Source organism: Brevundimonas sp. FV1ye28 (genome assembly GCF_058681135.1).
Genome location: NZ_CM178731.1, coordinates 126,922 through 147,063, shown reverse-complemented (window position 1 = coordinate 147,063; position 20,142 = coordinate 126,922). Strand labels below are relative to the sequence as shown.

18 protein-coding genes are annotated in these 20,142 nt (G+C 68.1%); 8 read left to right on the top strand and 10 right to left on the bottom strand.

Features of this window, described 5'->3' with window-relative positions; all coding sequences use genetic code 11:
• Positions 1-635: 635 nt before the first annotated feature.
• From ACW171_RS00710 to astB, 4 genes are all read left to right on the top strand, one after another.
• Positions 636-1,886, top strand: coding sequence for a hydrolase (locus ACW171_RS00710; RefSeq protein ID WP_492095002.1), 1,251 nt, complete (start codon positions 636-638; stop codon positions 1,884-1,886).
• 142 nt (positions 1,887-2,028) lie between these two features.
• Positions 2,029-3,036 carry an arginine N-succinyltransferase gene (locus ACW171_RS00705; RefSeq protein ID WP_492095000.1) on the top strand — a complete coding sequence of 336 codons (1,008 nt, stop codon included), beginning with the start codon at positions 2,029-2,031 and terminating at the stop codon, positions 3,034-3,036.
• Positions 3,033-4,499: a succinylglutamate-semialdehyde dehydrogenase gene (gene astD / locus ACW171_RS00700; RefSeq protein ID WP_492094998.1), complete on the top strand. Its 1,467-nt coding sequence runs from the start codon at positions 3,033-3,035 to the stop codon at positions 4,497-4,499. Before ACW171_RS00705 ends, astD begins: the two co-directional genes overlap by 4 nt.
• Before the next feature lie 151 nt (positions 4,500-4,650).
• Complete coding sequence (astB, locus tag ACW171_RS00695; protein ID WP_492094997.1) at positions 4,651-5,982, top strand: N-succinylarginine dihydrolase; 1,332 nt, start codon at positions 4,651-4,653, stop codon at positions 5,980-5,982.
• Between the two features lie 127 nt (positions 5,983-6,109).
• Here astB and ACW171_RS00690 read toward each other — a convergent pair whose 3' ends face one another.
• Positions 6,110-6,745: a class I SAM-dependent methyltransferase gene (locus ACW171_RS00690; RefSeq protein WP_492094995.1), complete on the bottom strand. Its 636-nt coding sequence runs from the start codon at positions 6,743-6,745 to the stop codon at positions 6,110-6,112.
• Between the two features lie 224 nt (positions 6,746-6,969).
• Between ACW171_RS00690 and ACW171_RS00685 the strand changes: the two genes are divergently transcribed.
• Positions 6,970-8,244: an MFS transporter gene (locus ACW171_RS00685; protein WP_492096567.1), complete on the top strand. Its 1,275-nt coding sequence runs from the start codon at positions 6,970-6,972 to the stop codon at positions 8,242-8,244.
• Between the two features lie 135 nt (positions 8,245-8,379).
• Here the strand turns inward: ACW171_RS00685 and ACW171_RS00680 are convergent, their stop codons facing one another.
• From ACW171_RS00680 to hspQ, 3 genes are all read right to left on the bottom strand, one after another.
• Positions 8,380-8,715, bottom strand: coding sequence for a hypothetical protein (locus tag ACW171_RS00680; RefSeq protein ID WP_492094993.1), 336 nt, complete (start codon positions 8,713-8,715; stop codon positions 8,380-8,382).
• Entirely contained in the window at positions 8,712-9,587 is an 876-nt protein-coding gene (gene phhA, locus ACW171_RS00675; RefSeq protein WP_492094991.1) for a phenylalanine 4-monooxygenase, read from the bottom strand. The genes ACW171_RS00680 and phhA overlap by 4 nt, the downstream gene beginning before the upstream one ends.
• Positions 9,588-9,699: 112 nt before the next feature.
• Positions 9,700-10,014, bottom strand: coding sequence for a heat shock protein HspQ (hspQ, locus tag ACW171_RS00670; RefSeq protein WP_492094989.1), 315 nt, complete (start codon positions 10,012-10,014; stop codon positions 9,700-9,702).
• Positions 10,015-10,162: 148 nt separating this feature from the next.
• On the opposite strand from hspQ, the gene ACW171_RS00665 reads away from it, so the two are divergent.
• Positions 10,163-11,281 (top strand): Ppx/GppA phosphatase family protein, encoded by a 1,119-nt coding sequence (locus ACW171_RS00665; RefSeq protein ID WP_492094987.1) that lies wholly within the window; start codon positions 10,163-10,165, stop codon positions 11,279-11,281.
• On the opposite strand, the gene ACW171_RS00660 is transcribed toward ACW171_RS00665, so the two are convergent.
• The 5 genes from ACW171_RS00660 to gyrA form a co-directional block, all read right to left on the bottom strand.
• Positions 11,248-12,144, bottom strand: coding sequence for a peptidylprolyl isomerase (locus ACW171_RS00660; protein ID WP_492094985.1), 897 nt, complete (start codon positions 12,142-12,144; stop codon positions 11,248-11,250). The genes ACW171_RS00665 and ACW171_RS00660 overlap by 34 nt on opposite strands.
• Entirely contained in the window at positions 12,141-13,031 is an 891-nt protein-coding gene (locus ACW171_RS00655) for a peptidylprolyl isomerase (RefSeq protein WP_492094983.1), read from the bottom strand. Before ACW171_RS00655 ends, ACW171_RS00660 begins: the two co-directional genes overlap by 4 nt.
• Positions 13,032-13,080: 49 nt before the next feature.
• On the bottom strand, positions 13,081-13,563 hold the full coding sequence (coaD, locus tag ACW171_RS00650; RefSeq protein ID WP_492094981.1) for a pantetheine-phosphate adenylyltransferase: 483 nt from the start codon (positions 13,561-13,563) through the stop codon (positions 13,081-13,083).
• Between the two features lie 86 nt (positions 13,564-13,649).
• Positions 13,650-14,444 carry an aminotransferase class IV gene (locus tag ACW171_RS00645; RefSeq protein ID WP_492094980.1) on the bottom strand — a complete coding sequence of 265 codons (795 nt, stop codon included), beginning with the start codon at positions 14,442-14,444 and terminating at the stop codon, positions 13,650-13,652.
• Positions 14,445-14,618: 174 nt separating this feature from the next.
• The gene (gene gyrA, locus ACW171_RS00640; RefSeq protein ID WP_492094978.1) at positions 14,619-17,390 is read right to left on the bottom strand and encodes a DNA gyrase subunit A; all 2,772 of its coding nucleotides are present in this window, start codon (positions 17,388-17,390) and stop codon (positions 14,619-14,621) included.
• A gap of 120 nt (positions 17,391-17,510) precedes the next feature.
• On the opposite strand from gyrA, the gene ACW171_RS00635 reads away from it, so the two are divergent.
• Both ACW171_RS00635 and ACW171_RS00630 read left to right on the top strand, forming a co-directional pair.
• Positions 17,511-18,092 carry a superoxide dismutase family protein gene (locus tag ACW171_RS00635; protein WP_492094977.1) on the top strand — a complete coding sequence of 194 codons (582 nt, stop codon included), beginning with the start codon at positions 17,511-17,513 and terminating at the stop codon, positions 18,090-18,092.
• 71 nt (positions 18,093-18,163) lie between these two features.
• Positions 18,164-19,192, top strand: coding sequence for a 2OG-Fe(II) oxygenase (locus ACW171_RS00630; protein ID WP_492094976.1), 1,029 nt, complete (start codon positions 18,164-18,166; stop codon positions 19,190-19,192).
• Here the strand turns inward: ACW171_RS00630 and ACW171_RS00625 are convergent.
• The gene (locus ACW171_RS00625; protein ID WP_492094974.1) at positions 19,189-20,097 is read right to left on the bottom strand and encodes a DMT family transporter; all 909 of its coding nucleotides are present in this window, start codon (positions 20,095-20,097) and stop codon (positions 19,189-19,191) included. The genes ACW171_RS00630 and ACW171_RS00625 overlap by 4 nt on opposite strands.
• Between the last annotated feature and the right edge of the window lie 45 nt (positions 20,098-20,142).

The window sequence follows — 20,142 nt, the reverse complement described above, 5'->3', positions numbered from 1 at the left end:
CTTTCGCGTTACGGGGACCGATTGATTGTGTTTTCGGCTCGCGCCGAAGGCTCCGTCCCCGACCGGGTCCGCGAGCGTCACCCAGCGGGTTTACGGACACCCCGGGGGGGCCTGCATCCCCGCCTCGGCGAAGACCGGCCACGAATCCCGAGTCCTTTGGACCCTCAGGCGATAGGCCCGCGACGGGCGGCGGGCTCAGGCCCGCCGGGCTCCGAGGTTTCACGCCCCCCGGACAATCCCGCTACGATCGGTCCCGCCGCACGTCCGGGTCCTGGGCCCAGGACGCCTTCCCCGACGACGGGATGGCTCCCATCATAAGGGATGTTCGAGGGGGCGCCGGTTCGGAGGGGTCTTAAAAGTTCGGGGCGTTGGAATCGTTGGGGGATTCGGGGCGTACTTGGGCAAACTTGGACGCCCTTATCCGTGCACCCCGGCGAAGGCCGGGGTCCAGATCAAGCGCCCAGGCGGCCGGGATGAGGTGTCGGTGTGCTGCCTGAACCCTTGGTGACCTCCATCTGGACCCCGGCCTTCGCCGGGGTGCACGGTGAGAGAGAGCGGAGATGATCCTTCACCCGCCCGCAAGGGGAGAGGGAAGTGGTGTTCACCTTTGCTCCTGCCCCGTCTAGAGTCCCACCATGCGGATTCTCCCACAGGATCAGGCCGCCCTCGACCTGGTCGGGCGGGGCGAGGCCGTTCTGGTCGAGCGTGCGGTTCGGTGGGCGAACGTCAACTCCGGCAGCGATCATGCGGAAGGGCTGGAGGCCGTCCTGGGGCTGCTGGAGGCCGAGGCGGCGAAACTGCCGGCCGAGGTCGAGCGGATTCCGACGCTGGGGTTCTCCACCATCGGCGACGACGGGGCGCTGAAGCCCCAGGCGCGGGCCGATGCGCTGAAGATCACCGCGCGGCCGGAGGCGCCGATCCAGGTCGTGCTGACCGGCCATTATGACACCGTCTATCCGGCGGACAGCGGATTCCAGACCGTCTTGGCGCGGTCGGACGGGGCGCTGAACGGGCCGGGGATCGCCGACATGAAGGGCGGCATCTCCGTCATGCTCGGGGCACTGGAGGCGTTCGAGACCCACCCGGAGCGGGAGCGGGTCGGGTGGACCGTCCTGTTGTCGCCGGACGAGGAGATCGGATCCCCGGCCTCGGCGCCGCTGCTGGCCGAACTGGGCGCACGGGGGCATGTCGGCATGACCTATGAGCCGGCGCTGGCGGACGGCACCCTGGCGGGAGCGCGGAAGGGCAGCGGGAACTTCCACCTGATCGTCACGGGCAAGGCGGCGCATGCGGGGCGCGCCTTCCATGAGGGGGCCAATGCGGTGGCCGGGGCGGCGATGGTCGCGGCGGCCCTGCATGGCCTGAACGGGCGGCGCGAGGGGGTGACGGTCAATGTGGCGCGCATCTCGGGCGGCGGGGCGCTGAACGTCGTGGCGGACAATGCCGTGGTGCGGTTCAATGTCCGCGTGCCGGATGCGCAGAGTGCGGCCTGGGTCGTGGATGCGATCGGGGAGATCGTGGCGGCGGCGCCGTTCGAGGGACTGACGCTGGACCTGCACGGCGGGATGACGCGGGCGCCCAAGCCGATGGATGCGTCACAGACCGCGCTGTTCGAAGCGCTTCGGGAAACCGGCGCCCTGCTGGGGCAGGCGATCGCCTGGTCTGCGTCCGGCGGAGTGTGCGAGGGGAACAATCTGCATGCGGCGGGGCTGCCGAATATCGACACGCTCGGGGTTCGCGGTGGGCTGATCCATTCGTCAGAGGAGTTCGCCTGGCCCGACAGTTTCGTCGAGCGGGCGCGGCTGTCGTGCCTGATGCTGTGCAAGATCGCGTCGGGCGAGATCGATGCGGTGAAGCTCAAGGCGCTACGATTGGAGACGATGTGATTCCTGGCTTTGCACACGCCGAAGGCGATCCGTTCAGGCACGCTGTGTCCGCGAAAGGTTCGCGCTCTCGCGCGCCGCTGCGTCCCCCGGTCTCGCTGCGCTCGCCGGAGGATGACGAAGAGGTAGTGGGAGTGATTTGCTGATGCTCGTCGTTCGTCCTGCCGGTCCGGCCGATCTCGATCACCTGCTGGAGCTGGCCATCCTGTCGGGGCCGGGGTTCACCAGCCTGCCCGAGGATCCGGATCAGCTGTCCGAGCGGCTCGACGTCAGCCGCGACAGCTTCACCGGGGTGCTGCCGGCACAGGAACGCTGGTTCACCCTGATGATGGAGGAGACCGACACCGGCGACGTCGACGGCATCGCCAGCGTCAAGGCGACGGTGGGTCTGAAGCGGCCGTTCTTTTCGTTCCGCATCGCCAACAACCCGGCGCAGTCGCCGTCGCTGGGCATCCGGATGGATCACCAGACCCTGACCCTGGTCAACGAATGCTCGGGCTGGACCGAGGTGGGGTCGCTGTTCCTCAAGGCGGATCGGCGCAAAGGCGGCGCGGGGCGGTTGCTGAGCCAGTCGCGCTACATGCTGATCGGGGCGCAGCCGGACCTGTTCGCCGAGACGGTGCTGGCCGAGCTGCGCGGGGTGTTCACGCCCGACGGCGCCTGTCCGTTCTGGGACCATGTGGCGCATAAATTCTTCCCCATGCCGTTCGACCAGGCGGACATGATGACGGGGTCGACGGACAAGCAGTTCATCCTCGACCTGGCGCCGCGCCATCCGATCTATGTCGACCTGTTGCCCGAGGCGGCGCGGGCGGTGATCGGCAAGGTGCATCCGCAAGGGGTGGCGGCGATGGCGTTGCTGGAAAGCGAAGGCTTCCGGCCGAACGGGCTGGTGGACATCTTTGACGCCGGGCCGACGGTGACCTGTCCGAGGGATCATATCCGCACGGTGCGGGATGCGCGGCGGTTGTCGGTCTTGGTGACGGAGGAGTTCGAGGCGGAGTTGCCGGCGCTGGTTTCGACCGACAGCGTGGAGGCGTTCCGGGCGGTGCGGGCCAAGGCGGCGATCGAGGGTGACAGCGTGCATCTGACCGCAGAGACGGCCGCCGCGCTGAAGGTGCGGGCGGGCGACATCGTGAGAGTGAAATCATGAGCGACGGCAAACTGTTTCTGAACGGCGCCTGGGTGGAGGGCGCGGGCGACGGGTTCGCCTCGTTCGATCCGGCGACGGAGGCGCGGATCTGGCGCGGGAACGCGGCATCGGGGGCCCAGGTCGGGGCGGCGGTCCAGGCGGCGCGGGCGGCCTTCCCCGACTGGGCGGATCGGGCGCGCGCCGAACGGATCGCGGCGATGAAGCGGTATCAGGCGGTGCTGAAGGCGCGGGCGCCGGCCTTTGCCGAGGCGATCAGCCGCGAGACCGGCAAGGCGTTGTGGGAGACCACGGCCGAGCTGGGGTCCATGGCGGGCAAGGTCGATATCTCGATCCGCGCCTATGACGAACGGACCGGCGAGCGGACGGCGGAGACGGCGTTCGGGTCGGCGACCCTGAGGCATCGGCCGCATGGGGTGGCGGCGGTGCTGGGGCCGTTCAACTTCCCCGGACACCTGCCCAACGGCCATATCGTGCCGGCCCTGCTGGCGGGGGACACGGTGGTGTTCAAGCCTTCGGAGGAGACGCCGCATACGGGTCAGCTGATGGCGGAATGTCTTGAGGAAGCCGGGCTGCCGGCCGGGGTGTTCAACCTGGTGCAGGGCGGGCGGGACGTCGGGGCGGCGCTGCTGGACCAGAAGATCGACGCGCTGATGTTCACCGGATCGGGCGCGGCGGGGGCGCATTTCCGGCGGAAGTTTGCGGACAATCCGCATGTGATCCTGGCGCTCGAGCTGGGGGGCAACAATCCGCTGGTGGTCTGGGACGCGGCGGATGCGGAGGCCGTGGCGGGGATCGTGGTGCAGTCGGCGTTCGTGACGACAGGGCAGCGGTGTTCGTGCGCGCGGCGGCTGATCGTGCCGGAGGGCGCGGCGGGCGATGCGATCGTGGCGGCGGTGGATGCGCTGGTGGACCGGTTGATCTTCGGCGCGTGGGATCAGACGCCGGAGCCCTATGGCGGGCCGCTGATTTCGCAGCGGGCGGCGGAACAGGCGCTGGCGGCCTTGCAGCAGCGGATCGATCTGGGGGCGAAGGTGATCCGGGCGTCCGGGCCGGTGGCGAACCTGCCGGGGGCCTTCGTGAAGCCGGCGATCATCGACGTGACCGGCGTGGAGGTGCCCGACGAGGAGATGTTCGCGCCCTTCCTGTCGGTGACGCGGGTGAGCTCGTTCGAGGCGGCGATCGAGGCGGCCAATGCCACGCGGTACGGGCTGTCGGCGGGTCTGGTATCGGACGATCCGAAGAACTGGGAGCGGTTCATCCGGAGAATCCGGGCGGGGGTGGTGAACTTCAACCGGCCGACCACCGGGGCGGCGGGAGACATGCCCTTCGGGGGGCTGGGCGACAGCGGCAACCACCGGCCGAGCGCCTGGTACGCCGCCGACTACTGCGCCTACCCGGTCGCCAGCTTCGAGGCGGGGGCGGTGAAGAATATCGAGGGCGAGATCAAGGGGTTGAGGGCGTGACCCTTCTCCCCTCGGGGGAGAAGGTGGCCCGTCAGGGTCGGATGAGGGGGCTGTTCACGCGAACGACCCATCCGACGATTGGCCTCGTATCTGGCAGCCCCCTCATCCGTCTCGCTTCGCGAGCCACCTTCTCCCCCAAGGGGAGAAGGGCGTGAAAGCGACTGAAGCCAACGCCGACGGGCTGATCGGGCCGACGCATTCCTATGCGGGGCTGTCGCCGGGGAACCTGGCGGCGAGCCTGAATGCGGGGCAGGCGTCGAACCCACGCGCCGCCGTGCTGCAGGGGCTCGACAAGATGAAGCGGCTGGCGGACCTGGGTCTGCCGCAGTTCGTCCTGCCGCCGCACGAGCGGCCGGACATGACATTCCTGCGCGGGCTGGGGTTCGGCGGATCGGACGGCGAGGTGCTGGCGAAAGCCTGGAAGGACGCGCCGACTTTCGCGGCGGCGGCCTGTTCCGCCTCGCCGATGTGGGCGGCCAATGCGGCGACGGTGACGCCCTCGGCGGACAGCGCGGACGGGCGGGTGCATTTCACGCCGGCAAACCTGCATACGAACCTGCATCGGTCGCTGGAGCATGCGCAGACGAAGCGGGCGCTGGAGGCGCTGTTCCCGGACCGCGAGCGGTTCGCGGTGCACGACGCCCTGTGGCCGGTGGCGCATCTGGCCGACGAGGGAGCGGCGAACCATGTGCGGCTGTGCGCGGAGCATGGTGCGACCGGTGTGAACCTGCTGGTCTGGGGACGGGACGCCTTCGAGCCGTGGGAGGGGCCCTACCCTGCCCGGCAGACGCGGCAGGCGTCGGAGGCCGTGGCGCGACGGCATGGGGCGAGTGGTGCGGTGCTGGCCCAGCAGTCGCGAGCGGCGATCGCGGGCGGGACCTTCCACAATGACGTGGTCTGCGTCGGGGCGCTGGAGACGCTGTTCCATCATGAGCTGGCGTTCGAGGACACGGCCGGGACCCACGCCGCGATCCGGGCGGCGGCGAAAGGGTTCGAGCCGGTCTTCGTGGAGGTGTCGGACGCCGACCTGCCGCTGGCCGATGCGATTTCGTCCTATCTGTTCAACTCGATGCTGGTCAGCCTGCCGGGCGAGGATCGGCTGACGCTGATCTGTCCGACGGAGACGCGGGACAATGGGCGGGCGCATGCGGTGGCGCAGGGGTTGGTCGCGTCGAACGGGCCGATCGGGCGGGTCGAGTATGTCGATGTGCGCCAGTCGATGCGGAACGGCGGCGGGCCGGCGTGTCTGAGGCTGAGGGTCGTGCTGACGGAGGAGGAGCTGGCGGCGACGAACCCGGACATGCGGCTGACCGAGGAACTGCACGGGGCGCTGAGCGTCTGGGCGACGACCTGGTATCGCGATGTGCTCGCGCCGAAGGACCTGATGGATCCGGCCCTGCTGGACGAGAGCCGGGGGGCGCTGGATGAGTTGACGGGCATCCTGGGATTGGGGTCTGGGTTTTATCCGTTCCAGCGAACCTGAAGGCCAAGCCATCCCCTCCGTGCACCCCGGCGATGGCCGGGATGAGCGTCTTGGCTCTCTGCTCTGACGACCGAGTCCGCTGTCTGGACCCCGGCCTTCGCCGGGGTGCACGGTTGAAAGAGTAGCCCTAACCCACGATCAACAGGTTGGTGATGAGGCCGGGGACGTAGTCGAAGCGGTAGGTCTTCGCCTCCGAGAAGCCCGCGAACTTCAGCCAGGCCTGGTCGGACAGGTAGTTGATGTCGATCCGTTCGCGGACCGGCTGGAGCGGCCAGCCGAACTTCAAGACATGGGGCTCCAGCCGGGTCGAGACGCAGGGAACGACGACGGCGAACCGTTTCGAGATGCGGCGGATCTCGGAGACGACCTCGCACAGATGCTCCATAGGCTCGATGTGCTCGAGGACGCCGAAGCTGACGGCGAGGTCGTAGAGGCCGTCGGGGACGTCGATGCGGGCGGCGTCGGACTGGATGAACTGGAAGTTGGGTTGCTGGAGGTCGACGTCGACGACATCGACGCCGGCCAGACGATGGGGCGTGTCGGCGAGCGGGCGGATGAAATCCTTGCCCGAGCCGCAGCCGACGTCGCAGATCGACAGGCCGGGGCCGTCGAAGAAGTCGATGCCGAGGATGCGGCCCATGATCTCGATGCGGCGACGCTTCAGACGCGTGGCCATGCCGGTGCGCCACCAGGCGGAGACGGCGTCGCGGCGCAGGCTGGGCGGAGCCTGGGTGGCGGCGAAGGTCTGGTCGATGTTCGCCACGGCGGCCTCCGAGACCGCAGAGGCGGACGCTGCATACAACCTTAAGTCGATTTCGATGAGGTAAATGTCCGTCGTTCACCGTGCATCGCGGAGGAAGCCAGGATCCAGATGGAAAAGACTGTCCTCGGCGAGGCGATCCGGTGTCTGATCCCAACCGACTGAGTCTGTAATCTGGACCCCGGCCTGCGCCGGGGTGCACGGAGGTTGGATTGACCGAACTCTCTATGACCCCTGCCCGCCGCCTGAGGAACATCATCGGCGGATCGGCCGGCAATCTGGTCGAGTGGTTCGACTGGTACGCCTATGCGGCCTTCACCCTGTATTTCGCACCGGTCTTCTTCCCGAAGGGCGACTCGACCGCGCAGTTGTTGAGCACCGCCGCCATCTTCGCGGTCGGCTTCCTGATGCGGCCCATCGGCGCTTGGGTGATGGGGATCTACGCCGACCGGAAGGGGCGCAAGGCCGGACTGACCCTGTCGGTTAGTCTGATGTGCGCGGGGTCGCTTCTGATCGCGGTGACCCCCGGCTATGCGACCATCGGCATCGCGGCGCCCGCCCTGCTGCTGATCGCTCGCATGATGCAGGGGTTGAGCGTCGGCGGGGAGTACGGGTCCAGCGCCACCTATCTGTCGGAGATGGCGACGGCGAAGCATCGCGGCTTCTGGTCGAGTTTCCAGTATGTGACGCTGATCTCGGGGCAGCTGTTGGCGCTGGCCCTGCTGATCGTCCTGCAGCGGACGCTGGGCGAGGCGGCGCTGTCGGAGTGGGCGTGGCGTATCCCGTTCTTCTTCGGGGCGGCGCTGGCGGTGATCGTCTTCTGGCTGCGTCGGGGTCTGGACGAAACGCGGGCCTTCCAGTCGGAAGAGACGCGCGCCGCGCCGAAATCGAGCGCGCTGGAACTGGTGCTGCGTCATCCGAAGGAGGCGCTGATCGTCATCGGGCTGACGGCCGGGGGAACGCTCGCCTTCTATACCTACACCACCTATCTGCAGAAATTCCTGACCAACACTTCGGGCTTCTCCAAGGCTCAGGCAACCGAGATTTCGGCGGCGGCGCTGCTGATCTTCATGCTGATCCAGCCGCTGGTCGGGGCGCTGTCGGACCGGATCGGCCGGAAGCCCGTGATGATCGCCTTCGGGGTGCTGGGGTTGTTCCTGACGGTGCCGATCATGACTGCGCTGGCGGTGACCGACAATGCGTTCGTCGCGTTCGGCCTGTCACTGACGGCGCTGGTGATCGTGTCGGGCTATACGGCCATCAATGCCGTGGTGAAGGCCGAGTTGTTCCCCGCCCATATCCGGGCGCTGGGCGTCGCCCTGCCCTATGCCATCGCCAATGCGACCTTCGGCGGCACGGCCGAATACGTCGCCCTCTGGTTCAAGCTGGACGGGCGCGAGAGCCTGTATTTCTGGTACGTCACGGGGATGATCGGGATCTCGCTGATCACCTACGTCCTGATGCGGGATACGAAGGCGAAGAGTCTGATCGCAGAGGATTGAAACTCATCCGTGCACCCCGGCGAAGGCCGGGGTCCAGATCACGGATTGAGGCGACTGGGATTTAGCGCCGTGTCGTCCGACCCAGACACCGTGTTCGCCAACTGGACCCCGGCCTTCGCCGGGGTGCACGGAGAGTTATTGAGTGGGCGTGCTGGTGGGCTGTTGCGGCGGGACCGGCGCGGGCACCGCCGCCGTCTCCTCGCCATCGGCCAGATAGACAACGCGGCATTCGCCATCGACGGTCGTGTAGCGGCCGTTGGCGGCGTCGACGAAGGCGAGGCGACCCTCGTCGCTGTACTCGACCTTGCCCGTCGAGCGGCCGGAGAAGGTCTCGGTCCCATAGGTCCAGCAGGTGATGTCGGCGGGCTTGTCGCCCCAGGTCGCGGCGTTGCGGGCCCGTTTCGACTCCGTGCAGGCGGCGGATGACACAGCCAGGCCGGCGATCAGGACCAGGGTGATGGTGCGGGTCATGCTGCGAACCTTCCGCCCTTGTGGGCATAGTCCTGGGTGCCCTGGGTGATAACCCGGTCGTAGGGCTGGATGGCCTCGATGCCGATGTCGGTCGCGCCCTTCAGGCGGTCGTAGATCGGGCCGAAATCCTCGAGCGTCGCGTCGTTGAGGGCCTCGATCGAGGGGATGACGAAATAGACCTGCTGGAAGTCGTCGATGCGGTAGTCGGTCCGCATGATCCGCTCCAGATCGAAGGCGATGCGGTTCGGCGACGGGTCCTCCACGGCGAAGACGCTTTCAGACGCCGAAGAGACGATGCCTGCGCCGTAGATGCGCAGGCCGTCGCCCTCGTCCATCAGGCCGAACTCGACCGTGTACCAGTAAAGGCGGGCGAGGTTCTTGAGCATTCCAAGGCTCTGGGCGCGCTGGCCGCCCTTGCCATAGGCCTGCATGTAGTCGGCGAAATCGGGGTCGGTCAGCATGGGGACGTGGCCGAAGACGTCGTGGAAGATGTCCGGCTCCTGCAGGTAGTCCAGCTGGTCGGGCTTCCGGATGAACTGGCCCGACGGGAAGCGGCGGTTGGCGAGGTGGTCGAAGAAGACCTCGTCCGGCACCAGGCCGGGCACGCAGACCACGGTCCAGCCGGTCAGGGCCTTCAGCTTGGGGTTCATCAGGGCGAAGTCGGGAATGCCGCCGGTGTTCAGGTCCAGCGCCTTCAGCCCCTTCATGAAGGCGTCGGAGGCGCGGCCCGGCAGGATGTCCATCTGGCGGGCATAGAGGGTGTCCCAGGTGTCGTGCTCGACCTGGGTATAGGCACGCCAGTTCTGCGAAATGGTCCAGTCCGCCGCCGCGCCTTCGGGCGGGGTTTGAAAGACGTGTTCGAAATCAGCCATGCCGCACTCCTTGGACCGCCAGTCTAGAACCCCGGCGGCCGGGAGCCAACGACATCCTTGTCGCCTAGCGCCAACGAAAAGGTCGCGCATCGGTCGTGCAGGCAGGTCCCCGTCAATGAATCGGCTGAGCACGCGGCGCGATGCGGCCGTGGCCGTCCACGGCGAACCAGCGGGACTGTTCGTCGGGCGACAGGGGCGCGACGTCCGGATCGTGCTCGAGAACGTTCTCGGCCGCATAGACCAGGAAGCCGGAATCGATCCCCATGGCGAGGATTCGATAGAAGGGCTGGTTACGGTCGTGCGGGCCCGGCTCTTCGGCAGGACCGGCGTAGGCGGCGTCGACATCGACGACCACGCCGCGGAAGCTTTCCTGACGGTGACGCACGATCTGGCCGAGGCCGAATTTCGCTGTCTGGGACTGGGTCATCATGGAGAGATACGACCGCCCACCTGAGCCGTATGCGTGTGGTCCCGTTCATCTTCGCGTCAGATAGGCTTGGCGCGGATCGCATCGGCGGACTAGGTTGGTCAGGACGGGCGCCCGGTTCGGCTGCGCCCACATGAAAGTTCGGCCCATGCCGGAACCCGACGGCGCGCCACGGCGGCGCGACGAGCGGTCCCGGGTCCAGAGGGCGTCCATGCGGGATCTGTCAGGTCGTGACGGTCCCGTGTTCGGTGCGCTGGATCTGGGGACCAACAACTGTCGCCTGCTGATCGCGCGTCCGGCGCGATCGGGTTTCCGCGTGGTCGACAGCTTCAGTCGCATCGTCAGGCTGGGCGAGGGCCTGTCGCGGACCGGGCGGCTCGACGATGCGGCGATGGACCGGGCCTACGACGCCCTGGCCCTGTGCGCCGAGCGGGTGGTGCGACGCGGCGTCGATTCGGTCCGGCTCAGCGCCGTCGCCACACAGGCCTGCCGTCAGGCCGAGAACGGCCAGGCCTTCATCGATCGGGTGAGGCGCGGAACCGGACTGAAGCTGCGCATCATCGATCCGGCGGAAGAGGCCAGGCTGTCGGTGGAGGGGTGTCTGAACCTGTTCGATCCGAACGCGGAGGCGGTGCTGGTCATCGACGTGGGCGGGGGATCGACGGAACTGTCCTGGCTGAGAAAGTCGGGGGCGGAGATGAAGACGGTCGCCTGGATGTCGGCGCCGCTGGGCGTCGTGACCCTGGCCGAGCGGCACCCCGAGCCGGCAGACTCGGGCGAGGCCTGGTACGAGGCCATGGTCGCAGACATGAGCGCGGCCTTGGCGGCAGGGACGTTCGACGACACCGAGTTCCGCAGCCTGTTCGCCGCCGGCAGGGGGCATCTGGTGGGGACGTCCGGCGCGATCACCAGTCTGGCGGGGGTGCATCTGAAGCTGAGGCGCTATCAACGCGATCTGGTCGACGGGCTGTGGATGACGCGGACCGAATGCGACGCGGCGGCCGAGCGGCTGAAGGCGATGGGGCCGAAGGGTCGGGCGGCGGAATCCTGCATCGGGCCTGACCGGGCCGATCTGGTCCTGGCGGGGGCCGCGATCCTGGATGCCGTGCAGCGGGCCTGGCCCAGCGAGCGGGTGCGCGTCGCCGACAGGGGCCTGCGCGAAGGTCTATTGCTGCAGCAGATGCGGGAAGCCCGAAAACCCCAGCGGCGGCGTCGCGGTCGGGGGCGTGGGGGTCAGACGGCGGGGGCCGGCGCGCCCGAGACCTGAACCGGCAGGGTGATGTCGCAGATCGAGAAGTCCGCGCCGCGCGCGGTGCGCACGCTCTCGGCCAGGGTGCGGAAGGCCGCCGAGGCCGTGTCCAGCACCTGAACCACGGGCCGTTCGGCCTCGGGCAGATCCGAGGCGATGCGGACGCGGATCATGCGATCGGGATCGGCGGTGACCGCGCCGTTGTCGCCGTCGCCGACCTTGATGGCGCGCACGACATCGAGGCCCGACACCACATTGCCCCAGACGGTGTAGCGCTTGTCCAGCGCGGGATAGGGCTGGCGCATCAGGAAGAACTGGGAGTTGGCGCTGTCGGGCGCATCGTCGCGGGCCATGCCGGCGACCCCGGGGCAATAGGCGCCCCAGCCGTGCACCTTTCCGTCGCCTGTGGTCGCCATCAGGGACGTCGGCTGGGTCTGGACCGGCAGGCTGTCGACGAAGCCAAGCATGGCCCCGGCGGGCGAGGCGACCGGGGTGAAGGGGATCTCGGGACCGCGCCGGAAGGTCAGTTCGGCCTTGAGGTCGGGATAGGGGCTCTGGCCCTCGCCATTGCCCAGGGGATCGCCGGTCTGGGCCATGAAGGCGTCGATGACGCGGTGGAAGGTGATGCCGTCGAAGAAGGCGCGACGGGTCAGAAGCCGCATGCGTTCGACGTGCAGGGGCGCGGCCTGGGGGGCCAGCTCGACCAGGATCCGGCCCCGGTTGGTGTCGATGATCATCAGGTCGTCGGCGGGGACGGTACGCCAGTCCGCAGCGGCGGACGCGGCCGGAGCCGGGGCGGTGGCCGCCGTTTCCTGAGCCTGAACGGCGGATGCGCCCGCCAGAACCAGACCGATCGCCAGAGCCGTCAACCGCATGATCATCCCCCTGTGACTTCGACCCCCGGCTGCACGTCGCAGACGGTGAACTCGCTTCCGCGCTGGGCGCGGATCTCGGCCACGCGGGCCTGGAAGGCGGCGGAGCGGGCATCGAGCACGCGGACCGTCGGACGCTCGCCCTCGGGGAGGACGGCGGCGGTGCGGACGCGGGTCATCACGTCAGGGTCGGTCACGGCCCCGTTGTTCGCCTCGCTGCCGGTCTTGAGGCTTTCGACGACCGCATAGCCGGAGACCACGCGGCCGAAGGCGGTGTAGAGGCCGTTCAGACTGGCGTTGTTTCCGGTCATCAGGAAGAACTGGCTGTTGGCGCTGTTGGGGGCGCCGGCGCGGGCCATGCCGGCGACGCCCGGACAGAAGAGACCGCCCGCATCGGTCTTGAAATCGGCGGTCACCATCATCTGGGCGTCCGGCTGGGTCACCACTGGAAGGGAGCCGACTATGCCGACCACGGCGCTGGGGGCGCCGCCCTCGATCCTGGCGAAGCCGGCGTCGCGACCCCGTCGGAAGGTGAACTCGGGCTCCAGGTCCGGCAGCTCCGAACCGCCCTGCCCCGTGCCTTCCGGATCGCCGGTCTGGGCCATGAAGCCGGGAATGACGCGGTGGAACTTCAGCCCGTCGTAGAAGCCCTGGTCCGCCAGGGTGCGGACGCGCACGACGTGGTTGGGGGCCGCGCGCGGGTCCAGCTCGACCAGGATGCGGCCCTTGGCCGTGTCGATGACCAGCAGGTTTTCGGGCGCAATGGTGCGCCAGTCGCTTGCGGCAGGCGCGGGTGCGGTCGCTGCAGTGGCGGCAGGAGCCGGGGTCGTCTGGGCCGTGGCGGTGGAGGCGACGACCGACAGGACGGCGGCGAGGGCGTAAGGCGTGATCTTCAACTGAGGCGGTCCGGTTCTGGCGTTTGGCGCGTTTAGCGTTTGACGCGTTCTAGCGTTTGACTCTGGCGCGCACGGCGGCGGCGACGGCGGGGCTGACGAAGCTTTCGATGTTTCCGTCCAGCCGGGCGATTTCCTTGACCAGTCTCGAGGCGATGGCCTGGTGGCGCGGATCGGCCATCAGGAACACGGTCTCGATGTCGTCATTGAGGCGCTGGTTCATGGCCGTCATCTGGAACTCGTACTCGAAGTCCGCGACGGCGCGCAGGCCGCGCACGATGACGTTGGCGTCCAGCTTCTCGGCGAAATGCATGAGCAGGGTCGAGAAGGGCTGGACCTCGATATCGGCGTTCAGCCGCGCGACCTCGGCCTTGACCATCTCGACGCGCTCGGCGGTCGAGAAGAGCGGACCCTTGTCGTCGTTCTGGGCGACGCCGATGACCAGCTTGTCGACCAACTTCACGGCGCGGCCGATTATGTCCATGTGGCCGTTGGTGACGGGGTCGAAGGTCCCCGGGTAGAGCCCGATACGCATGCGTTTTCTCCCCGCCGCGAGGTGTGATTAGCAGTGGTCGTCGGCGATGTCTTCTCCCTCCCGATCGGGCGAAGAGGGCGAGAGGGTCAGATCGCTTGTATGCGATTCGAAGCCCAGGCCTTGGCGATGCGCTCGATCCGCGCCGGCGCAGCGTCGAAGATCCGGTCGCCGATGGCGGTGATCGGACAGGCGGGCGTCGCGCTGTTGCACAGGAAGGCGGCGTCGAAGGCCGCCAGGTCGGCGAGTCGGACGGGGGCGCTGCCCTGGGTCAGACCGACCTCGGCGAGGCGGCTGGAAATCAGCGCCTTCGCGACGCCGTGCAGCATCGGGGCTTCGGGCCAGGTCACGGTGTCGCCGGACAGGAAACCGATGTTCCAGGTGGCGCCCTCGGAAATCAACCCGTCCGCATCGGCGAACAGGGCGTCGTCGAAGCCGGCCTGTCGCGCCAGACGACGGGCCCGGATCAGCGGGAAGATGGCGGTGTGCTTGATGTGGGCGTCGGCGCGCACATAGGTCCGAACCTGGGCTCGGACGGAGGTCGCCAGCGGGGATGGCGACGGGGAGACACCGATCATGACCCTGGGGCGGACCTCGGCCGAGGGGCTGCGGGGCAGGATCTCCGGCGCGAACAGGCTGACGCGGAGCCAGGCGTCGCGGCGGTCTGCGACGGCGTTACGGATCAGGTCGCGAAGGCGCGCCTCGCCGAGCGGTTCGCCAAAGAGTTCGATCGCGGAGGCGTCGAGGCGGGCCAGATGCAGGTCGAGGCCCCGGACACCGCCGTCCTCCAGTCGGAAGGAGGTGTAGGCGCCGTAGTTGACCGCCGCGAGGTAGTGGAGGTCGGCCTCGGTCGGTGGGAGACCGTCGATGAGGAGGTCTGTCACGCTGCCCTCTCCCGGTGGGAGAGGGATTGAGCGCCTGAGAGCCGACAGGTGATCAGCCTTGCGCGAAAGGGTGAGGGGCTGGCGCTGACCGGTGAGGGCTGCCCCTCACCCTTTCGGCTGAAGATGCATCGCTTTGCTCTGCGAGCCTCAAGCCCTCTCCCACCGGGAGAGGGATCAGTCCTCGCCGGCCTCATCGGTGTCGACCTCGGGTTCGTCCCCGCCTGTCTCGGCCAAGCGTTCGACCGAAACGACCTTTTCGCCTTCCGCCGTGCGGAAGATGGTCACGCCTTGCGAGGAGCGACCGACGATGCGGACCTGGCCCACGCGGGTGCGGATCATCTGGCCGTTGGAGGTGACCAGGAGCAGGTCATCCGTCTCTTCCACCGGGAAGGCGGCGGCGAGGCGGGTGCCGGCGCGACCGCCGAGGCCGTGGGCCGTCAGCCCCTGCCCGCCGCGACCGGTGCGACGGTATTCGTAGGCGGAGGACCGCTTGCCGAAGCCGGTGTCGGTGACGGTCAGGATGAACTGTTCGGCCGCGCCCAGTTCGGCGATGCGTTCGACCGACAGGGCGGCGTCGCCCGTGGCTTCAGCCTCATCATCCGTATCGACCACGACCGTGTCTTCGTCCGTCTCGCCCGAGGCGGCTTTCCGCATCAGGTTGGCGTGCTTCACATAGGCGGCGCGTTCATCAGGCGTTGCGTCGACACGGCCGAGGATGGCCATGGAGATGACGACGTCTTCGCCTTGCAGGCGGACACCGCGCACGCCGGTGGAATCGCGGCCCTTGAAGACGCGGACGTCATCGGCCTTGAAGCGGATGGCGCGGCCGCCCGAGGTGGTCAGCAAGACGTCGTCCTCGGCAGTGCACAGCGCCACCCCGACCATGTGGTCGCCGTCTTCCAGCTTCATCGCGATCTTGCCGGCGCGGTTGACCGTGGCGAAGTCCGACAGTTTGTTCCGGCGCACGTCGCCCGAGCGGGTGGCGAACATGATGTCGTAGTCGCCCCAGGTCGTCTCGTCCTCGGGCAGGGGCAGGACGTTCATGATCGAATCGCCGGGCTCGATCGGCAGCAGGTTGACGAAGGCCTTGCCGCGCGAAGTCGGGGCGCCGAGCGGCAGGCGCCAGACCTTGAGCTTATAGGCCTTGCCGTTGGTGGCGAAGAACAGGACCGGGGTGTGGGTCGAGGCGGAGAAGACGCCGGTGATGGCGTCCTCGTCCTTCATCGTCATGCCGGACTTGCCCTTGCCGCCGCGATGCTGGGTTCGATAGGCGTTGAGGGCGACGCGCTTGACGTAGCCGCCGTGGGTGACGGTGACGACCATGTCCTCGCGCGGGATCAGGTCCTCGTCTTCCAGCTCGAAGTCGCCTTCGCCGATCTGGGTGCGGCGCGGGACCGCGAACTCGGCGCGGACCTTCAGCAGGTCCTCGCGGATGATGGCGAGGATGTTGGCGCGGTCCGACAGGATGGTCAGGTGGCCCTGGATGGTATCGGCCAGACCGCGCGCCTCGCCGAAGATGTCGTCGCGACCGAGGCCGGTCAGGCGGCTGAGCGTCAGGCCCAGAATGGCGCGGGCCTGTTCGTCGGTCAGGTTCAGCTTGTCGCCGTCGATCAGCATGGAGCGCGGATCGGCGATCAGCTCGACCAGGGCGATCATGTCGCCGACGGGCCAGGACTTGGCCTGCAGGCGTTCACGCGCTTCTGCGGGGTCCGCAGAAGACCGGATGATGTGGATGACCTCGTCGATGTTGGCGACGGCGACGGCCAGACCGACCAGGACGTGGCCGCGGTCGCGGGCCTTGGCCAACTCGAACTTGACGCGGCGGACCACGACCTCTTCGCGGAACTCGAGGAAGACCTCGAGCATCTTGCGCAGGCCCATCTGCTCCGGGCGGCCGTGGTTCAGAGCCAGCATGTTGACGCCGAACGACGACTGCATGGCCGTATAGCGCCACAGCTGGTTCAGGATCACGTCGCCCGAGGCATCGCGCTTCAGCTCGATGACGATCCGCATCCCCTGACGGTCGGACTCGTCGCGGACGTCGGAGATGCCCTCAAGGCGTTTCTCGCGGACCATCTCGGCGATGCGCTCGATCAGGGTCTGTTTGTTGACCTGGAACGGCAACTCGGTGACCACGATGGCTTCGCGATCCTTGCGGATGGTCTCGACCGAGGCGACGCCGCGCACGACGACCGAGCCGCGACCGTCACGCAGCGCATTACGGGGCGCGGTGCGGCCCAGGATTTCGCCGCCCGTCGGGAAGTCCGGTCCGGGCACGATGTCCAGGATGGCGTCGTCGGAAATATTGGGGTTGTCGAGCAGGGCCACGGCCGCGTCGACGATCTCGCCCAGGTTATGCGGCGGGATGTTGGTGGCCATGCCGACGGCGATGCCGCCCGCGCCGTTGACCAGCAGGTTCGGAATCCGCGCCGGCAGGACGACAGGCTCCAGCTCCTTCTCGTCGTAGTTCGGCTGGAAATCGACGGTGTCCTTGTCGATATCGGCCAGCAGGGCCACGGCGGCCGGAGCCATCCTGGCCTCGGTGTATCGCATGGAGGCCGGCATATCGCCGTCGACCGAGCCGAAATTGCCCTGGCCGTCGACCAGCATCAGACCCATCGAGAAGGGCTGGGCCATACGGACCAGGGCCATATAGACCGAGGCGTCGCCGTGCGGGTGGAAGCGGCCCAGCACGTCGCCGACCACGCGGGCGCACTTCGAGTACGACCGCTCCGGCGTCATGTTCAGATCGTGCATCGAATACAGGATGCGACGGTGAACCGGCTTCAGCCCATCACGGGCGTCCGGCAGGGCGCGCGAGACGATCACGCTCATGGCGTAGTCGAGGTAGGAGCGTTTCAGCTCGTCCTCGATCGTGATCACGGAAATGTCGGAGCCGCCCGAACCGGCGGGCGGTGCGGCGTTTTCGTAGCTGTCGTCGGTCAAGGAATCTGGGCTTTAGTCTGCCGGAATCGGAACGTGATCCGCTGTCCGGTTTTCTAGCATTCGAGGCGTCGCGAGGCAAAGTTTGCGCTCATTGCGACGCGATCCGTGAAAGGACCAAAAATGCGCCACTCTCCCCTCGCCCTGATCCTCGCCACCGGTTCCCTGATGACCGCCGGGTGCGCCCTTGCCCAGACGGCCGCGCCGGCGGCCCCGCCCATGGCCGCGCCTGCGCCCGAGCCGGTCGCCATGGCCGCGCTGAAAACCGCAGACGGCGGCGACGCGGGCATGGTGACCGCCTTCGCCGGCCCCGACGGCTTCCTGTTCAAGGTCGAGGGCAAGGGCTGGCCCGAGGGCTGGCACGGAGTGCACCTGCATGCCGTGGGGACCTGCGAAGGTCCGGGCTTCACCTCGGCCGGCGCACACGTGAACCATGCGGACCCACAGAAGCTGCCGCACGGCCTGTTGAACAGCGCGGGGCCTGACCTAGGCGATCTGCAGAACGTGCATGCGGGCGCGGACGGTTCGGTCAATGCCGAGGTCTATGCGCCGACGACCGAGATCGACTTCACCGGCGGGGACGGAACCTCGTTCCTGGTCCACGCCAACCGCGACGACCATGTGTCCCAGCCGATCGGCGGCGCGGGCGACCGCATCGCCTGCGGCGTGTTCCAGGCCGCCGCCGCCGGTCACGCGGGACACTAGCGGCCATGAGGCCGGGCGCGACGTCGCGCCCGGCACTTGATCTGCGACGCCGTCGCCTTCAATCGTGAGGCATGGCGCTCCTTCCCGGCGATCCGCTGCCGATCTTCACCGTCTCCGGGCTGACGAACCCCCGCTATGCGCTGGATGTGGCGGCGGGACGGTATCTGCTGTTGGCCTTCGTCAGTGCGGCCCGCGCCGATGCGGCGATGAAGGCGATGGCCGAGCGCCGCGCGGCGTTCGACGACGTCCATGCCTGCGGCTTTGTCATCGTCGTGGGCGAAGATCCGCAAAGAGAGGGGCGACGCGACCAGACGCCGGGTCAGCGCTTTCTGTTCGATACGGACGGCTCGGCGGCGGCGATGTTCGATGCGGTCGAGAGCGAACGCTGGGTGCTGGTCGATCCGGCGCTGCATATCCTGGCCGGGGGCGGGGCCGATCGGGCCGCCTATATGATCGACCGCGTGCCTGCCCTGCCCTCCCCGGCCACGCATGGCGGGTTCGAGGCGGCGGCACCGGTGCTGGTGACGCCGCGCATCTTCGAGCCGCCGTTCTGCGAAGTCCTGATCGCCGCCTATCGCCGCCAGGGCGGGGCCGCCTCCGGCGTGATGAGCCAGGTCGGCGAAAAGACCCATCTGGTGATGAACGACGCCTTCAAGAAGCGGTCCGACGTGCTGGTGGCGGAGGAGACACTGAGAAAGGCGATCTTCGAGCGACTGTCGCGTCGGCTGGTGCCGCAGATCGAGAAGGTCTTCAACTTCAAGGCCACGCGGCTCGAACGCTACCTCGTCGCCTGCTACAGCGCCGAGACCGGAGGGTATTTCCGGCCGCATCGCGACAACATGACCGCCGTGACCCGGCACCGGCGTTTCGCCGTGTCGATCAACCTGAACGACGACTACGAGGGGGGCGATCTGCGGTTCCCGGAGTACGGATCGCGGACCTATCGGCCGCCGCCGGGCGGGGCTTGCGTCTTTTCCTGCTCCATCCTGCACGAGGCGACGCCGGTGACGAGGGGCGAACGGTTCGCCTTCCTGCCCTTCATGCACGACGAGGCGGCGGAAGCCGTCCGCCTAGCCAATGAAGGCGCTCTAGCGGTCTAGGCTTTCGCCGCGCCGGCTCGCAAGCCGCGCTCGGCCAGGGCCACGACAGCGACGCCGCCCATGGTCAGGACCGCGCCGGTCAGGATCTGGACCGTCAGCACGTCACCGAGGAAGCCCCAGCCGATGGCCATGGAGACGACCGGGGTGACTAGGAAATAGGGCGTCACCCGGCCCGCCTCGCGCTTCTGCACCAGCCAGAAGACCATGGAGGTCGCGAAGACGGACGACACGATGCCGGCCCAGAGCAGGCAGACCCAGATCAGGGGCGTGGCGGAGCGGACGGCCTCGACCTGACCCGTCTCGAACATGGCCGAGGCGAAGGCGAGCGTCGGCAGGGCCACGAAGGCGAGGAGGCCCTGCATCTTCAGCGGCGGGATCGAGGTGGTCCGGCGGGCGATCACCGTGGTCATCCCCCAGAAGGCCGTCGCGACCGTGATCAGCAGGATCGCCTTCCAGTCGTTGAAGGCGTGTGGATCGGCCGACATCCACACCACGCCCAGCAGGGAGATCACCATGCCGATCAGCGCATGGACCGACAGCCGCTCGCCCAGCAACAGGAAGGCGAACAGGGTCGTGAACGGGATCCAGAGCTGGGACGCCACCGAGACGGGGCTGACGTCCTGGGCCAGGGAAAAGCCCCAGTAGAGGAATCCGTAGTGAAGCGGGCCGCCCAGGATGACGATCAGGGCCATGCTCTTCCAGTTCGGGAAGGGCGGGCGCACGAAGGGGATCAGGCAGACGGCGGCGATCGCGAAGCGCAGCGTCCCGACCAATAGCGGCGGCAGGACCTCGGTCGCGATCTTGGCCGCGGCGTTGTTGGCGCCCCAGATGACCACGATGGCGGCGATCGCGCCAATCTCCATGAGGGTCAGCGGGCTGTGGGGCTTGTCGGGAACTACGGGCACGCGAGGCCTATCGCACAGGTCGGCCGCCGGCGGGTGTCACAGTGG

Coding starts and splice junctions, on each gene's coding strand:
- ACW171_RS00710 (WP_492095002.1), top strand. CDS start 636: ATGCGGATTCTCCCACAGGATCAGGCCGCCCTCGACCTGGTCGGGCGG.
- ACW171_RS00705 (WP_492095000.1), top strand. CDS start 2,029: ATGCTCGTCGTTCGTCCTGCCGGTCCGGCCGATCTCGATCACCTGCTG.
- astD (WP_492094998.1), top strand. CDS start 3,033: ATGAGCGACGGCAAACTGTTTCTGAACGGCGCCTGGGTGGAGGGCGCG.
- ACW171_RS00680 (WP_492094993.1), bottom strand. CDS start 8,715: ATGACCCGCACCATCACCCTGGTCCTGATCGCCGGCCTGGCTGTGTCA.
- ACW171_RS00685 (WP_492096567.1), top strand. CDS start 6,970: ATGACCCCTGCCCGCCGCCTGAGGAACATCATCGGCGGATCGGCCGGC.
- ACW171_RS00635 (WP_492094977.1), top strand. CDS start 17,511: ATGCGCCACTCTCCCCTCGCCCTGATCCTCGCCACCGGTTCCCTGATG.
- phhA (WP_492094991.1), bottom strand. CDS start 9,587: ATGGCTGATTTCGAACACGTCTTTCAAACCCCGCCCGAAGGCGCGGCG.
- coaD (WP_492094981.1), bottom strand. CDS start 13,563: ATGCGTATCGGGCTCTACCCGGGGACCTTCGACCCCGTCACCAACGGC.
- hspQ (WP_492094989.1), bottom strand. CDS start 10,014: ATGACCCAGTCCCAGACAGCGAAATTCGGCCTCGGCCAGATCGTGCGT.
- ACW171_RS00660 (WP_492094985.1), bottom strand. CDS start 12,144: ATGATCATGCGGTTGACGGCTCTGGCGATCGGTCTGGTTCTGGCGGGC.
- ACW171_RS00630 (WP_492094976.1), top strand. CDS start 18,164: ATGGCGCTCCTTCCCGGCGATCCGCTGCCGATCTTCACCGTCTCCGGG.
- ACW171_RS00665 (WP_492094987.1), top strand. CDS start 10,163: ATGCCGGAACCCGACGGCGCGCCACGGCGGCGCGACGAGCGGTCCCGG.